At 61.7% G+C, this 15,530-nt stretch carries 22 protein-coding genes; all 22 read left to right on the top strand.

What is annotated here, in order from left to right; translation table 11 throughout:
• The first annotated feature begins 183 nt into the window (after window positions 1-183).
• The 22 genes from ACPGXI_RS10675 (at window position 184) to ACPGXI_RS10780 (ending at window position 15,503) form a co-directional block, all read left to right on the top strand.
• Window positions 184-423 carry a hypothetical protein gene (locus tag ACPGXI_RS10675; RefSeq protein ID WP_526652607.1) on the top strand — a complete coding sequence of 80 codons (240 nt, stop codon included), beginning with the start codon at window positions 184-186 and terminating at the stop codon, window positions 421-423.
• Window positions 420-710: a hypothetical protein gene (locus tag ACPGXI_RS10680; protein WP_526652609.1), complete on the top strand. Its 291-nt coding sequence runs from the start codon at window positions 420-422 to the stop codon at window positions 708-710. Before ACPGXI_RS10675 ends, ACPGXI_RS10680 begins: the two co-directional genes overlap by 4 nt.
• Window positions 707-1,051 carry a hypothetical protein gene (locus ACPGXI_RS10685; protein WP_526652611.1) on the top strand — a complete coding sequence of 115 codons (345 nt, stop codon included), beginning with the start codon at window positions 707-709 and terminating at the stop codon, window positions 1,049-1,051. Before ACPGXI_RS10680 ends, ACPGXI_RS10685 begins: the two co-directional genes overlap by 4 nt.
• Entirely contained in the window at window positions 1,048-1,215 is a 168-nt protein-coding gene (locus ACPGXI_RS10690; protein WP_526652613.1) for a hypothetical protein, read from the top strand. Before ACPGXI_RS10685 ends, ACPGXI_RS10690 begins: the two co-directional genes overlap by 4 nt.
• A complete protein-coding gene (locus tag ACPGXI_RS10695) occupies window positions 1,212-1,406 on the top strand; it encodes a hypothetical protein (protein WP_526652615.1) in 195 nt (64 codons plus the stop codon). The genes ACPGXI_RS10690 and ACPGXI_RS10695 overlap by 4 nt, the downstream gene beginning before the upstream one ends.
• Window positions 1,403-1,984, top strand: coding sequence for a hypothetical protein (locus ACPGXI_RS10700; RefSeq protein WP_526652617.1), 582 nt, complete (start codon window positions 1,403-1,405; stop codon window positions 1,982-1,984). The genes ACPGXI_RS10695 and ACPGXI_RS10700 overlap by 4 nt, the downstream gene beginning before the upstream one ends.
• Window positions 1,981-2,355 carry a hypothetical protein gene (locus ACPGXI_RS10705; RefSeq protein ID WP_526652619.1) on the top strand — a complete coding sequence of 125 codons (375 nt, stop codon included), beginning with the start codon at window positions 1,981-1,983 and terminating at the stop codon, window positions 2,353-2,355. The genes ACPGXI_RS10700 and ACPGXI_RS10705 overlap by 4 nt, the downstream gene beginning before the upstream one ends.
• 325 nt (window positions 2,356-2,680) lie before the next feature.
• Window positions 2,681-3,487 carry a hypothetical protein gene (locus ACPGXI_RS10710; RefSeq protein WP_526652621.1) on the top strand — a complete coding sequence of 269 codons (807 nt, stop codon included), beginning with the start codon at window positions 2,681-2,683 and terminating at the stop codon, window positions 3,485-3,487.
• Between the two features lie 286 nt (window positions 3,488-3,773).
• On the top strand, window positions 3,774-4,022 hold the full coding sequence (locus ACPGXI_RS10715; protein WP_526652623.1) for a hypothetical protein: 249 nt from the start codon (window positions 3,774-3,776) through the stop codon (window positions 4,020-4,022).
• A 76-nt stretch (window positions 4,023-4,098) separates the two neighbouring features.
• Complete coding sequence (locus tag ACPGXI_RS10720) at window positions 4,099-4,500, top strand: hypothetical protein (protein WP_526652625.1); 402 nt, start codon at window positions 4,099-4,101, stop codon at window positions 4,498-4,500.
• Window positions 4,501-4,531: 31 nt separating this feature from the next.
• A complete protein-coding gene (locus ACPGXI_RS10725) occupies window positions 4,532-5,470 on the top strand; it encodes a glycosyltransferase family protein (protein WP_526652627.1) in 939 nt (312 codons plus the stop codon).
• Entirely contained in the window at window positions 5,467-5,997 is a 531-nt protein-coding gene (locus ACPGXI_RS10730) for a class I SAM-dependent methyltransferase (protein ID WP_526652629.1), read from the top strand. Before ACPGXI_RS10725 ends, ACPGXI_RS10730 begins: the two co-directional genes overlap by 4 nt.
• 191 nt (window positions 5,998-6,188) lie before the next feature.
• Entirely contained in the window at window positions 6,189-6,824 is a 636-nt protein-coding gene (locus tag ACPGXI_RS10735; protein ID WP_526652631.1) for a hypothetical protein, read from the top strand.
• Window positions 6,821-7,534 carry a hypothetical protein gene (locus ACPGXI_RS10740; RefSeq protein WP_526652633.1) on the top strand — a complete coding sequence of 238 codons (714 nt, stop codon included), beginning with the start codon at window positions 6,821-6,823 and terminating at the stop codon, window positions 7,532-7,534. The genes ACPGXI_RS10735 and ACPGXI_RS10740 overlap by 4 nt, the downstream gene beginning before the upstream one ends.
• Window positions 7,535-7,771 carry a hypothetical protein gene (locus ACPGXI_RS10745; RefSeq protein ID WP_526652635.1) on the top strand — a complete coding sequence of 79 codons (237 nt, stop codon included), beginning with the start codon at window positions 7,535-7,537 and terminating at the stop codon, window positions 7,769-7,771.
• Window positions 7,762-8,781: a glycosyltransferase family protein gene (locus ACPGXI_RS10750; protein ID WP_526652637.1), complete on the top strand. Its 1,020-nt coding sequence runs from the start codon at window positions 7,762-7,764 to the stop codon at window positions 8,779-8,781. Before ACPGXI_RS10745 ends, ACPGXI_RS10750 begins: the two co-directional genes overlap by 10 nt.
• A gap of 30 nt (window positions 8,782-8,811) precedes the next feature.
• Complete coding sequence (locus tag ACPGXI_RS10755) at window positions 8,812-9,453, top strand: glycosyltransferase family 25 protein (protein WP_526652639.1); 642 nt, start codon at window positions 8,812-8,814, stop codon at window positions 9,451-9,453.
• Between the two features lie 621 nt (window positions 9,454-10,074).
• A complete protein-coding gene (locus tag ACPGXI_RS10760) occupies window positions 10,075-10,566 on the top strand; it encodes a hypothetical protein (RefSeq protein WP_526652641.1) in 492 nt (163 codons plus the stop codon).
• Between the two features lie 3 nt (window positions 10,567-10,569).
• A complete protein-coding gene (locus ACPGXI_RS10765) occupies window positions 10,570-12,204 on the top strand; it encodes a large terminase (RefSeq protein WP_526652643.1) in 1,635 nt (544 codons plus the stop codon).
• A 42-nt stretch (window positions 12,205-12,246) separates the two neighbouring features.
• Complete coding sequence (locus ACPGXI_RS10770) at window positions 12,247-13,662, top strand: phage portal protein (protein WP_526652645.1); 1,416 nt, start codon at window positions 12,247-12,249, stop codon at window positions 13,660-13,662.
• 166 nt (window positions 13,663-13,828) lie between these two features.
• Window positions 13,829-14,767: a hypothetical protein gene (locus ACPGXI_RS10775; protein ID WP_526652647.1), complete on the top strand. Its 939-nt coding sequence runs from the start codon at window positions 13,829-13,831 to the stop codon at window positions 14,765-14,767.
• Window positions 14,768-14,867: 100 nt separating this feature from the next.
• A complete protein-coding gene (locus tag ACPGXI_RS10780; RefSeq protein WP_526652649.1) occupies window positions 14,868-15,503 on the top strand; it encodes a hypothetical protein in 636 nt (211 codons plus the stop codon).
• Window positions 15,504-15,530: the final 27 nt, after the last annotated feature.

Raw genomic sequence — 15,530 nt, forward strand, 5'->3', positions numbered from 1 at the left:
AAGAAGTAGGTGAATTGCTTTGGTAAGCGACGTAGTTGAGACGGCGGCAGCCGTCATCCGAGACAACGGTGGTGATTTAGCCGACCAGGGGTTTAGGGAAGGAGTAGTTGCTTTGGCAGCGGCTCTGTGCTCCGGGTACCCGCAAACACAGATCATGGCCTATGCAGTAGAGGGAGTGTACAAGTGAGCGATCAGAACATCGTCGACATCATCCTACGGGAATCCGGGTACGCCATCGTGGAACTACCGGAACCCGTGGGCAACATGGTTGGGCCGTTTCGTTTCTCGCGAGGGGCCGGGTGTGAGTGCTGCCCACCGGAGGTCTATGACACAGATACCGAGGTCTCATACAGCGTTAGTGAGGCAAGGGTTGAGGCCGCCGCACTCCTGGCTGCTGCTGATGCTGCGGAGGCCGACCAGTGAGCGACCAGGACATCATCGACACCATCGCAAAGGCGTTGTACCGGGCACACAATGAGGGAATCATCTCATTCGGGCGAGAAGCCGAAAGAGCCCTCGCCGCGCTTCGCGACGCCAGGTACGAGGTAGTAGCACGGCCAGAATCACTGCCGTTGGCCGCGCTACATGAAGCGATGGTCGCCTACGACGCATATCCAAGCGAGAACGCCGAGGACGACTACAACCCATGTATGCGTGTGCTCGACGCAGCAAGAGATTTACTCGACGCCGAGAAAGCCGAGGAGAAATGAGCGACCAGGACATCATCGACACCGCCATAGTGGTGCTGAAGGACTTCGGGCTGTATGACGGCTGTACGATCTGCGGCCACATCGGCTACGACGAAGATGACCTGTCTGACATCGGCGAAGCCCTCCTTGCCGCATTGCGTGAGCGGTACGCGGTGGTGGAGAGGCCGGAACCGCGTGAAGTCACGGTGCTGAAGAATGCGTGGTGGCTTGATGGGGATGTGACTGCCGTTGTCGGTTCGGGCCGCGTTCGGTGCGAGCTTGAGGACCACCGTTTGTCATCCGACGAGGCACGCGCCCTCGCCGCCGCACTCCTGGCTGCCGCTGCGGAGGCTGACCAGTGAGCGACGAATGGCTGGACCTTTCTAAGCCGTTGACGAAAGAGCAACGCCAACTCGCCTATTACAAGACGATGGCAGGCTCATTCCCCGGCCCTAACCGGGCATTGGTGGCGGCGATGATCGCGTGCCGCATGGTCGAACTAGAAGAGCGGGAAGGCGACGAATGAAGCGCGCCGCCATTGCCGCTGCCGTGCTGCTGCTGGCCGGTTGTAGCGGCACAGACACGGAAGGCAACAAGACACCAGGGGGCGTGCATCCGCACTATGTCGAGTTCGACGGGGTTCGCGTGATGTGCATTTGGGAGAAGTCGGGTTACGCGGGCGGGTTGTCGTGTGATTGGGAAGGGGCGCAGCGATGAGTGCGGGTAGGTGGCGGGTGCATCGGCTGCGCCAGGGGTGGGCGCAACCGTGGGTGGCAATCCATGAGAGCCAGGGGAGAGACGGCTACGGACCATGGCGGCAGTTCCCCACGTGGCGTGAGGCGTACATGGCGTCTCAATGGTCGGCGCGTGTCGAGCCCGATCCGCTCGGCCCGGTCAACAAAATCGTGTCACTCTGGCGCGGGGAACGATGCGTGGCCAAGACGTTGACGCATGTTCCTGCCGGGGCGAAAGTCGAACTATGTCGCGACGACGGCGGCTACACCATCGAAGCCCTCTCCGAACTGAAAAACCGATACTGGGACGCCAGAGGCACCAACAAACCGCCCGAAATTCACACACCCCGCCCACCCGGCTGGCGCATCCAAATCGACGGCCGCACCGTCCTCGCCGTCACCGACACCCAACTCACACCCACACCGCCACCCACACCGAAACCGCCACTACGGCAACGAATGAGACACGCACTACGCCAGCAGTGGCGGGACGACTGCGACCGCATCGCTAAACGGCTCGGCTACCACCGCGCCGAAAACTGCACAGGATGGGACGAATGAGCGTTGAGTTGCGTGTCTGCGTCGAAGGTGAGTGTGACCACGGCCCGAAATACCCGCACGAACCCCGTTCGCGCTGCGACCACACCATCGTGTGCGACTGGGGCCGAATCGAATACCCCGACCCGCGACCGGACCTCAGCGAAGTCGGGTACCTGATGCTCATCACTGCCGATTACGTCGATGAACTCGTCCACAACGGACCATTGAGTCTCCGGTACGGCCGACGAGACAGTGTCACCGTGAACGGCGACCGAATCATCGCCCGTACCGAATACGGCGGGCAGCGGTGGGCGTGGGAACTGTTCGAGGCGCACTGGTGGGATGGCGCACCCCAAAATCCCGCCCTGTATGTGGGGAGGTGGCCGGATTGACCTGCCCGCACTGTGACCACCCGTGGAGCCTCCACGAACCGCACTACAACCCGCGCTGCACCGGCACCACCACAGGCACAACCGTATGCGGCTGCATGTGGCCCGAAACCAAACCACCCAAAGCCCTAACACCACCCAGCCCCCGCGAACAACTCATCGCAAGGGTTCGTGACGCGATATTCGATGAACTGGACCGGCAACACGAAGCCTGCGAAATCGCCGTCGCCGGATATTGGGACCGCGAATGGGGCTGTCTCGACGGCGAACCTGATTGGAAAGCGGTCGCTGACGCCGCGATAAGGGCTGTAGCCGACGAGAGCGAACGATGACCGCTGCAACGATGGGAGCCACCGTGTTCGAAAAATCCACCAGCGACGCACGACCAAACGACGAGCCGGCCCCACCGAAACGCATGAACCCCAAACACCTACGCCGCACCCTCTACTGGCTCACCCTCGACTGGATACACCTACACGAACACCTACCCACACCCACCCAAAGCGACGGCCCCAAAAGAACATCCAACGTCAAAGACTACGGACACCCCGCCGAATGGGCCTCCGACACCGCACGCGACATCGCAGACAAGCTCACCTCATGGCACGACATGCTCGCCGAACACCGCAACGAAACCCAACCCAGACGCAAACTAATGAACCGCAACAAAGACGGCAACGACATCTGGACATGGGCCGTCAACGAACAACAACGCCTCACCTCAGCCTGGCGCTACCTCGAACCCCGCTGCGAACAACTCACCCAACTCGTAGACAAAGACGCCCTCCAAGAACTCCCCGAACTCCACCACCGAATCCGCTCAGTCCTGGGCCAATACGTCCCCAAATACACCATCCCCGTACCCTGCCCCAACGACGAATGTGGACTCCGAACCCTCATGCGTGTCATGGGCGTCGGGCAAGACTTCATCGCCTGCGACGCCTGCGGATACATGATCAAAGACGTCCACTACCCGCTACTCGTCAAGATGACACTCGACGCTTTCCTCGCCGCCAACCCCCAAACCGGGAACTGTACTGGTACAGTGGATGCCACTGACACAAGTGTGTCCAACCCCCCCGAACACCACCCCCAGCGCAGCCACCACCGGCACTGGGGGTTTCTGGTGTGCTAACCGGAGGTCTCCGTGGCAGGAACGGCTGTGCTCACACCCGAAGGTATCGACTCCAAAATTACCGCATCCGAAGCCGCCGCCCTATGCGGCGTCGCGCTCTGCACCATCACCAAATGGGCGCGCGAACAACGCATCGAACCCGTAGGGCTGTCCCCGCAAGGCCGGAAACTGTACAGGCTCCTTGACGTAGCGAAAGCTGAACACGCCACCAGAACACGGGCACGCCGATGACGCTGCTGGAATCCCTGCTTGCGCAGCGCCGCAACTGCCGCAGCCAAGAAACATGGTGCCCACACCGCTGCCGCCGCTGCCGTCGCGCAAAAGCCTGGCAGAAACGCCAACGCTGAACCCCAGCATGGGGAGACTCCCGCAATTGGCTACCTTCACAGCCCCGACGCCGTTGACTCGGCAGATCACCGCCGCGTTGAAAGTGCTGCGCACAGCCCGATTCGATAATGACGACGTAGCGATCTGTATTGCGGAGCGTCGTCTTGACCGGCTGCTTGACCGGCTACTCGACCGACTCCCGCGCTGACCCGCGCCCTCTACCGAGCACCTTGAGGCTGGATAACGCCCCAAACCGCAACCTCAAGCGGGTACCTTCACCCAACATGGCACAGGACGAGCCGAATCACCCCCAGCACCAGCCGCCGCCCCCAGCCGGGTTCGTAGTCACCGGCCCCAACCATGCCCTGCACGCCATTCTCACCCTATTCACCTTCTGGATATGCGGAGGCTGGGCCTGGATCTGGCTCATCATCGCCCTATCGAACAAACGTGAAGTCACCCCAGTCGACGCCTACGGCCGACCGATAGCCCCACCGCCGCAGCCGTACCAACCCTCACCAGTCCTAGAGGCGATCATTCAGGGCTTCAACACCGCCGCCCGATCAACCCGCGATTACCTCACCACCCGAGACAAGGACTGGTGGACAACCGCCGGATACGCCTTCGCCGCCGTAGCAATCCTCGCCGTGGCTGTGATGGTCACCATCGTCGTCACCACATCCTGACGGGCAACAGTCAGCAGCTCCCCCTTAATGAATGAGGTTTTCACTTGTGCGGATAGGGTTCATCGGTAACTTCGCCGTTCCCTACACCACCGAATGCGAACGGGAATGGTCATTCCTGCAGCTCGGCCACACCGTGGTCCGATTCCAAGAGAACCGCACCAACGCCAAGCGACTCCTCAGTGCTCTGCCATCGTTAGACATGCTGGTCTACAGCCACACACACGACCCCGCCTATGTGATCGACGGCCTCATCGACGTGTTCAAGGCGTACAAGGATGCCGGCGTACCCACGGTGTCGGCGCATCTGGATCGATGGGCGTGGCTGAAACGAGTCAAAGATGTCGGCGTCGAAGCGACCTGGTTCACCGAGCACATCTTCATGGCCGACGCCTCACCGGAAGCCGTCGAGTTATATGACGAACTCGGGTTGAACTGGCACTACCTGCGCCCGGCCGTGGTGGAACGGGACTGCTTTCGCGCAGCCCCCGACCGGGCACGGTTTCCGCACGACATCATCTTCACTGGGTCCCGCGGCTACCACCCCGAATACCCGTTCCGGCCGAAACTCATCGACTGGCTGCACCAAACGTACGGTGACCGCTTCGGCCATTACGGCGGCGACGGAATCCGCACCCTACGCGGCCACGACCTGAACCTCGCCCTAACGTCCGCGAAAATCGTAGTCGGGGATTCCTGCTTCGGCGGCCGACCCAACTACGTCAGCGACCGCTACTACGAAACCCGGGGACGCGGCGGATTCCTCCTACATCCCGAGGTAGACGGCGTCGACCACGAAGGGGTCGCACACTACCAAACCGGGAACCTGGATTCACTCAGCGAAGCCATCGAATACTGGCTGAGTCACGACAGCGAACGCGAGAACATGCGTCGACAGGGTTTCGAGCATGTCCGCACACACGAAACCTACACCCACCGCGCCCAGCAGATTCTGGACACCGTCTTCGCATGACCTGGGATGCCGCAGCACTGAAGTTCGGCACCGACAAGGCGTCCAGCCATCACGGCTACATGGACACCTACCAAGAACTACTTGAGCATCGCGCCATCGACCGGTTACTGGAGATCGGCGTGGCGCACGGTAAATCCCACCACATGTGGGCCGAACTGCTACCCGAAGCCCTGATTGTCGGGGTGGATGTGAACCCGACCTGCTTGATGCATCAACGCATCAGGGTGCCGGTCCTGCTGGCGGATGCGGCGAACGCCGCCGACATGGCCGCCGTATCGCAACTGTACGGGCCGTTCGACGTGATCATTGACGACGGCGAACATGACCCGCTGCAAGTGAACATCGCGTTCGAAGAGTTGTGGTGGAGGCTTAATCCCGGCGGCGTGTATGTCATCGAGGATCTCGACGGCGACGACGATTGGGTGCAACTGTTCATCAATCGGTGGGACGGCAGGTTCATCGACTGCGACGACAAAGTCGGCTACCTGAAACGTCCCGGCCTGATCGTGGTGGAGAAATCGGCGTGATCCCTGCCGGATGGTTAGAGCCGGCAGGCTGCTGGGATCAAACCCAGCTCCAAGATCTACTAGAAAGCGGCCCGCTGACGTGGTTCCACACAGGGTATCCGCCGGGTGATGGCGCGGTCATTGTTGTTCCTGGCCGCTACTGGGCTGGCCGCGAACCTGCTGTAGCCGAAGCGCTCGCGAAGTATCGGTGGGTGTTGTTGATTGTCACATCGGATGAAGAGTCGCTGTTCGACGTTGCCGCTGTCGAGCATCCGAACATGAAGGTATGGGTGCAGACGCCACGCCACGGCCGCGACTACGGAGACGCGCGCCTGTTCGGTGTTGGCTACACCCCACACTCACGCACACCCACGTCTTCGGAGAAGACGTTGAACGTGTTCCTGTCGGCGCAGAACACCCAACCCCGTCGGGTCCAGTGCTTCGCAACCCTTGAAGGATTCCGGGACTCACGGGTGCAACCGACCGCGGGCTTCACTCAGGGGATGGACCCGGCCGAGTACATGGCCTGCATGACCATGGCGAAGATCGCACCCTGCCCGTCAGGTGCCGTGTCGGTCGACAGCTTCCGCGTGTGGGAAGCACTCCAAGCCGGCGCATTGCCCGTAGTTGACACCGTGTCACCAGTCGACGGGATCACCGACTACTGGGTGCGACTGTTCGGCGAGGCACCGTTCCCAATAGTGACGGACTGGTCTCAAGTGCAGTGGGGTGCGCTACTCGACACATGGTCTTCAAATGTGGCCGAGGTTCAAGCGTGGTGGGCACAGCAGAAGCGCCGCTACGCAGAACGCCTCGTCGAAGACCTTAAGGCTTTGGGGGCAGCGTGATCACAGTCCTGGTGACGGCGTCACCGCTGCCGTCACATCCGTCGGCAGGCATCATCAACGAAACGTTGGCATCGATCCGGCACCACCTGCCCCAAGCGCCGATCTGGGTGTTGTTCGACGGGGTACGCCGCGAGCAGGAACACCTGCGGGCCGCCTACGAGGAACACATTCAGAACGTGCAGTTCCAACAGGGCGTGGAGTTCAGGTTCGCCCACCACCTTCACCAGGTGGGGATGCTGCGGCGAGTGATAGACGAAATCCCCACCCCAATAATGATGTTCGTCGAAGCTGATACACCGCTGCTCACTGACCGGTTCATCGACTGGCCAGTCATCACTGATTGGCTGACAGCCGGGAAGTCGAACTGCATTAGGCTCGCCCACGAAGAAGTGATTCCTCCCGATCACGGCTACCTCATGTTCGGGATGGAACAGGACGCGCCGCTGCTCCGCACCGCCCAGTACAGCGCCCGCCCACATGTCGCCACAGTGGCGAAGTACCGCGAATGGCTAGGCCATTTCAGCCCCGAGGCCAACACGTTCCTGGAAGACCTGCTGCATTCTGTGGTTCAGGAGAACGTGAAGGCGAACGGCTGGTGGTCCGAGAAAGTCCACCTGTACGCCCCCGACAACGACCAGGGCTACCGGCGCTCCGGGCATCTAGACGGCAGGGCTGGCGGACCCAAGTTCGAATCCGAGCTGGTGTTCTAGATGGTCCTCAACGTCAGCGACTACATCACCGCCGACGCCGCCGAGCACGGTTGGGACCTCACCGGCTGGTGGTGCGGCTGGATAGGCGAGCGGGTCTACGTGGTCCCACTCGGCGACACCGACGTGCACGTCTCGCCCGGTTGCCGCTGCAAGCCACACGCAGAGATCATCAACGGCACAGCCATGCTGGTGCACAACGCCTTCGATGGCCGACAGAACTTCGAGCAGTGCGCCTAGGACTCATCGCCCGCGCCGACTCCCGCGGCCTCGGCATCCAAACCAAAGCGGTCCACGACCAGCTCCACCCAGCCCGCACGATGGTCATCGACTGCCCATCAGCCAACCCGCTGCCCACCCGCAATGACTGGTATCCCGACGCCACATGGATCAAAGGTAAACCCGACGCCCGAGATTTCCGCCGCTGGCTGGCAGGACTCGACGTGGTCTACACCGCCGAGACAAGCTACGGGAAACGCGGCCCCGAACTGTGGGATGAGGCCGAACGCGCCGGTGTGCGCACAGTGTTGCACGCCAATTTCGAGTTCCTGAACCGCAGTGACCGGCCCACACTGTGGGCGGCCCCGTCACTATGGCGATTCAACGAGTTCCCCACAGGCGCGCTACACCTGCCCGTACCGGTCAACCTCGCCGCGTTCCCGCCACGTCAACCAGAGATCACGCCACACTTCCTGCACATCGTCGGACGCCCCGCCATCCACGACCGCAACGGCACACTAGACCTACTCCTAGCCCTGCGACACGTCACCGAACAGATAACAGTGACCGTGCGATGCCAAGACGAACACTACGTGCCCGGACTAATCAACAGCCGCCAGATCCAGACACCCACCAACGTGGTACTGCGGGTCGAATCCGGCGATGTCGAACACCACACCGACCTCTACACTGACGGCGACATACTGGTCATGCCACGCAGATTCGGCGGACTCTGCCTCCCAGCACAGGAAGCCATCGCCGCCGGAATGCCCGTCCTCATGCCCGACATCACCCCGAACAACCAGTGGCTCCCCAAGCAATGGCTGTTCCCCGCCAACAAAGCGGGCAGCTTCGTCGCTAAACAGCGCGTCGACTACTACCGCACCAAGCCTCGCCTCCTCGCCGCGAAACTCGATGAATACGCCACCACCGCGCCATCACAGTGGGCCAACGACGTGCAACGAATACGCCAAGAGCTGTCCTGGGAAACACTGCGACCCCGCTACATGGAGGTGCTCGCGAATGCCTGACGCCACTGACGGCAAGCGGTTCGCCTAACCGTGGACATCGCTATCGGCGTCGTCGCGCACACCGCCCGACTCACCCAAGCCCAACAACTCGCCAACCAAGTCAACGCCAACTACATCTCCGTCGACGACGGCACACTTGGCGTGGAAGCCAACCACCGCAAAGTGTGGGAGAAGCTAGCACGGCACAACGCCGACTGGTGCCTAGTCCTCGAAGACGATGCCCAACCCGTCGACAACTTCACCGACCAGCTACACAGCACTCTCGCAGTGGCGCCATCACCGGCAGTGTCTCTATACCTGGGCCACCACCAGCACTGGCACTGGTACCCCGCACGACAGAAACGACTCGCCGAAGCCGGCGCACAAGCCGACCAACAAGACGCCTGCTGGATCATGTCCAGCGACATCGCCCACGGCGTGGCCGTCGCCATCCAAACCGAAATCGTCGCCGACATGCTCAACCACACACAGCACTCCAAACGGCCCATCGACTACGCCGTACGACAATGGCTGCGCGACACCGGACGCGCCTACGCATTCTCCTGGCCGTCGTTGGTGGATCACGCCGACTGGCCCACCCTGGTCAAACACCACGACAGACGCCCACGCAAACAACCACGCAAAGCCTGGCGCGTCGGCGGCCGCGACACATGGACAGCGGAAGCAATCTGAATGCCGCGCGCACCGAAACACTGCGGCATCAACGGCTGCACCACCCTCGTACACAACGGGCAACGCTGCCCCGACCACCAACATCGCTGGGGCAAAGGCAATCCCAGAACCAGCACAACAGCCCACCGCGCCCGCCGACTCCGCGTACTCAAACGCGACCGCTACCAATGCCAACTCCGATACGACTGCTGCATCGAAACAGCCACCATCGCCGACCACACCGTCGCACTCGCACTCGGCGGCACCGACGAGGTAATGCAAGCAGCATGCAAACCGTGCCACGACCGCAAATCGAGTCGTGAAGGGCACCTAGCACAAGGCCACACACCAAAAACGCCCTGACCAGCGCAAACGCACCCCGGTCGGGAATCCCCACCGGGGTCCACCTACCACACGGATGGCGCTGCGGATTTCTAGTTGTACGGGTTCCGACGTTTTTCAAAACGCCCCGAGACGGGGCTGCCTCTATCCCGAGACGGGAGCCAGATCATGCCAGGACCACCTCCGAAGCACCCTTCTGCTCGTGCGCGGCGGAATAACGCTAAGAGCGATTTCCGGTCGCTGCCGTCTGAGGGCCGCGAAGGGCCGGTGCCGGATTGGCCGCTGCTACCTGATGTCAGGATGAAGGCAAGTTTGGAGTTGGCGCGCGACCGGGTGGCGTCGCTGCAGGTGGAGCTTGAGGGGGAGGACGAGGGGCGGGCTCGGGCGCGTCTGCGGCGAGAGTTGAGTAAGAACGAGTTGCTGGTTGCGGAGTTGCAGTTGCAGCTCGAGCAGGCATCCGACCTGGAGACCGCCCTCTGGGCGGATTTGTGGGGGACTCCGCAGGCGGTTATTTGGGAAGAGGCGCACGCTCACCGTGAGGTGGCGCAGTATGTGCGGTGGAAGGTCCGCGCCGAGCAGGGGGACTTGAAGTCTGCTTCGGAGGCCCGTCAGTTGTCGGACCGGCTTGGACTGAACCCGCTGGCGCTGATGCGTTTGCGGGCCGAGGTGGAGCACGCCGATGAAGTTGAGGACCGAGGCCATAAGCGCCGCGGTGAGACGCATCCACGGGGGCGACAGCAACCTGGCGACGATGAGCCGGATGACCCCCGCTCTGCCCTGTATGCCGTGTAGTCGATGCTCATCGTTGTTCCGGGGCAAGACCCGGAACCGTGGCCGTCTCTAGGCAAAGGCGTTTGCGATCTCATTGAGGAACGCGCTGTCTACGGGCCCGGCTCGTTACAGGGTGATCCGTATCGGATTGATCCCGAGTTCCGGGCGTTCATCTACCGGGCTTTCGAGGTGTTCCCGAAGGGGCATCCGTGGGAGGGTCGGCGGCGTTTCAAACGGGTCGGGCTGTCGGTTCGTAAGGGGTTAGCGAAGACGGAGAAGCAGGCGCTCATCGCGTTCTGTGAACTCCACCCGGAAGGGCCTACTCGGTTCGATGGGTGGGATGCGTACGGCAATCCCGTCGGCAGACCGGTCCGTGCGCCGTATATTCCGATGCTTGCAGTGTCGGTGGAGCAAGTTGAGGAACTTGCGTTCGGGGCTCTGTCGTACATCATCGCTGAGGGGCCTGACGCCGACTTGTTCGATGTGTCGCTCGAGCGGGTGTGCCGGTTGGATGCCCGGGGGCGAGCCGACGGTAAGGCTGTGCCTTTGGCGAATAGTCCTGGCGCGCGGGATGGCGCTAGGACGACTCTGAACTGTTTCGACGAGCCGCACCGCCTGTTTCTGCCGCGGCAGTTGCAGGCGCATCAAACGATGGACGCGAATCTTCCGAAGCGCCCGCTTGATGATCCGTGGAGTTTGTATGTGGGGACTGCGGGGGAGCCGGGGCAGGGCTCGGTGATGGAGCAAATCCATGCTGAGGCTTTGAAGATCAGTGAGGGCCAGATTGAGCGCCCGGACTTGTTCTACTTGTACCGAACCGATGACGGTGGGCATGACCTGGACGATAAGCAGCAACGCATCGAGGCGATTACCCAGGCGTCGGGGCCGGCTGGCGAGTTCGGTCCGGGTCAGTTCGATGAGATTGCGTCGAAGTGGGATCGTCCCGGGGCGGATAAGCCGTATCTGGAGCGGGTGTGGTTGAACCGGTGGCGCAAGTCGGGGTCGCAGGCGTTCAACATGGCGAAGATCGTGCCGGGGTTGTTGGTGGATGAGCCGATCCCGGATGGCGCGTTTGTGACCGTGGGTTTTGATGGTGCCCGGTTCAAGGATGCGACCGCGGTTGTGGTGACGGAGGTTTCGTCGGGACGGCAGCAGCTCGAGGGTGTGTGGGAGCGCCCCGAACTCGACGACGAGTGGGAAGTTCCCGAGGATGAGGTTACCGCGAAGGTTGAGGAGATTTTCTCCCGGTTCGATGTGTGGCGCATGTATTGCGATCCGCCGCATTGGACGGAGACGGTGGCGTCGTGGGCCGCGAAACATCCTGACCGGGTCGTGGAGTGGTTTACCGTCCGAAAACGGGCTATGGCGGATGCTGCCCGCATCTATGCCGAAGCTGTGGACGCGGGCATTGTGACTTTTCCGGTATCGCCGTTTCGGGATGTGCTAGTGCGGCATATGGGTCACGCGGGGCGGCGGCAGTTGACCCTGTCTGATGATCAGGGTGAGTTGTTGTGGACGCTGAAGAAGCAGGACGGCCGCCTGGAAGACAAGTTTGATGCCGCGATGGCGGCGGTGTTGTCGTGGCGGGCCTGTATTGATGCGCGCCGTGAGGGTGCGAAACCAAGAGTGAAAGCGTATGCGCCGCGCCGCATCTACTAGAAGGGAGCCTGCCTGGTGAAATCGCCTAGTGAGTGGCTCCCGGTGTTGGCGAAGCGGTTGGATGATCGTTCCCCGCGGATTTCGTTGTTGCGGTCGTATCAGGATGGTCATGCTCCGTTGCCGCAGGGCGGGGAGAATGTTCGGGCGTCATGGGCTCGGTTTCAGAAGGAGTCCCGCACTAATTGGGGCGGCTTGATCCTTGAGGCTGTGACTGACCGCATCGTCGTGAAGGGTGTCACGGTCGCCGGGGATTCGCAGTCGTCGGTGGCTGATCAGGCGAACCGGATTTGGCGGAATAACCGCATGGACAGCGTGTTCGCGTCCTGGTTGCGGGACGGTTTGGCGTACGGCGAGGCGTATCTGACGTGTTGGGCCGGGGATGATGGCCGCGCGATCATCACTGCTGAGTCGCCGGAGTGCATGGTAGTGGCGTCTGACCCGTTGCAGCCGTGGCGTGTCCGCGCCGCTGCAAGGTTTTGGCGTGATGATGATGTTGAGCTTGATTATGCGCTGGTGATGGCTGGCGGCATGTTTCAGTATTTCACCCGGCCAGCCCGCGAGGGTGATCATCCGGTGGTGGCTGGTGTGGCGGGTTCACCGTCTGCTTTTGGTGATAACAGTGCGGAGGGTTCGTCGCGGCGGGCGTTTCGTCGCACTGTGAAAGATGATCGGTGGGAACCTGTTGGCGACCCGGTCCACATTGACGGTGGTGATGCGTCACCGCTGGTTTCGGTGTACCGAAATCCTGGTGGCTGCGGCGAATATGAGCCGCATGTTGATCTGATTAACCGCATCAACAACGGCATTCTGGACCGGCGGGTGATTCAGGCGATGCAGGCGTTCCGTCAGCGGGCGTTGCGCTCCAAGGACGATAGCGGCGGGCTGCCTCAGAAGGACGCCGAGGGCAACGATATCGACTGGGCCAGGTTGTTTGAGCCGGCGCCGGGCGCGTTGTGGGATTTGCCGCCAGGAATCGATATTTGGGAGTCAGCGCAAACCGACATTCAGCCGCTACTGGCCGGGTCGTTGGCCGATATTCGGCAATTGTCGGCGGTGACGCGCACACCGTTGCCGATTCTGATGCCCGATAATACGAACACGTCGGCGGCCGGTGCTATCGCCACGGAAACCGGGTATATCGCGAAGTGCCAGTCCCGGTTGACTGAGGCGAAGATCGGCGCCGAGGCGATTCTGGTGAAAGCGCTGCAACTTGAGGGTGTGCAGGGTTTGGATGATTTGACGGTTCGGGTGGAGTTCGAGCCGGTGGAGCGGGTGTCGACTGCGGAGAAGTATCAGGCGGCGTCGATGGCGGTGGCTGTGCAGTCCCGTAGATCTATTCAGAGCGGACTACTTGGCTGGTCTGCTGATGAAATCCGCCAGGATGCGTTGGATCAGGCCGATGAGGCTTTACGTAACGCCTCCCTGCTGCGTCAGCCCACCGGGGGGGGGGCGATCTAGTGGTCGACCCGTTGCGGGAGTCAGCGATCTTGAAGGCGAAGGCTGACGCGATGGGCACGATGATTCGTGCAGGGGTTAAGCCGGAACAGGCGGCGGTCAAGGCGGGAATCGATCGGGTTGATTTCCTTGACGGGGTTCCGATCACGTTGCGTAACAGAGATGACTGGTGACCGCGCCGACAACGCAACAGATCGACCGGCCTAACTACGAAGCGGCGGTCGCCGCCCTGCGCGCCCAGGTCATCGCGTACCTGTCGGCGTTCTGGGAGACAGCCACACTCGGCGGCGAAACCATCGAGCGTCTCGCTGGAGTTGTTGCGCCCACGGTGGCGGCGGGCCAGTTGCAGATCGCAAACCTCACATCGGTGTATTTGGCTGAACAGACCGGTAGCACAGCACTACCCGTCGCCGACGCCGTGTTGGCTGGTCGCGGTGTTCCGGCCGAGGTGGTGTATGCGCGGCCGGTGATCACCGCCCGTGCGGAGGTGGCGCAGGGCAGGACGTTTGCCGACGCGATGCGTGCGGGCGGGCGTCGGCTGGAGTCGTTGGCGACCACGGATTTGCAGATGGCGAAAGTTCGGCAAGCAGATCGGTCGCTGGCGCATGGCGGACACACCCACTACCGGCGGGTGTTGAAGGGGTCAGAGAATTGTGCGCTGTGCATCATCGCGTCCACGCAGCGATACAGCACCGGCAAGTTGATGCCGGTCCATCCCGGCTGCGACTGCGACATTGATGTGATCAGCCATGACGCTGATTTCGATCTCGACGCCAACCGGCTGCTCGAGGCGACTCATGCTCAAGTTGAGCAATTCGCAGGAGTCGCCGCCAGCGACGGCCGCGCCGTTGATTATCGAAAGTTGATTGTTGACCGCGAACACGGCGAGATCGGGCCGTTGCTGGCATGGAAAGACCAGAAGTTCACCGCGCTCAAAGACATCAAGGCACCCGTGAAGGAAACACAGGCGGAAAAGGCTGAGCGGTTGTTGCCGGGTTTCCGTGACAGTTTGAAGAACCTGCGGGCTCAAGGTTTGGCCGAGGATTCACCGCAGATCACCTACCACTTACGCCAAATCGCTCGTCTTGAAGGCGATCTGACGCAGTAGTTCTTACCCCATCCCTGTCGGTGGGGTTTGTGCCCGCGTGGGCGAAGACAGATACCCCGGTGATGGGGACCAATCTTGCGAGAGGCAAGGGAGTTAAACCGTGTCCGATGTAACGCCAAACGATATGCCAAGCGCACTTTCTACAGAAGACCCCGCCGAGACGGCACCCGAGAGCGAACCGGCGCAACCGACTAGCACGAAGAACGGGTCCGAAAAGAAGAGCGCTGACAAGCGAATCTCTGAACTCAACGCCGAGGCGGCCAAAAACCGGCACAAAGCAAACGAGTTTGAGAGGCGAGCTACAACAGCCGAAACTCGCTTAGCGGCAATCGCCGAACTATTCGGCGAGAAGCCTGACAAGGTCGACGACTTCGACCCGCGGGCAGAGATTCAAGCATTACATGCACGGCTGGAATCCGCTGAGACGGAACGGTTGCGGGCCGAGGTGGCGCGCACCGAGAACGTCAACCCGAAGTACATCACCGGCACCACTGAGGATGAGATGCGCGCCGCGGCCCAGGAATTCCGGGCCGACGTTGAACAACTCATCGAAGCGTCGCGGGCAGCAGAGGCGAAAACCGCTGCGGCACCCCCGGCGTCATCAGTGACCGGTAACGGGAGGATCGGCGGCCCGCAGCAGATCACGTCACGGGAACAGCTCAAAAACATGTCGAGCAAGCAGATTCAGGCGGCCATGAAGGCCGGCGAGCTGGATCAACTGCTCGGCAAAACGTAAAAACCCGATTCACTTTTTCAGAAAGGA

It is taken from the genome of Mycobacterium sp. (assembly GCF_049608025.1).
Classification (GTDB): domain Bacteria; phylum Actinomycetota; class Actinomycetes; order Mycobacteriales; family Mycobacteriaceae; genus Mycobacterium.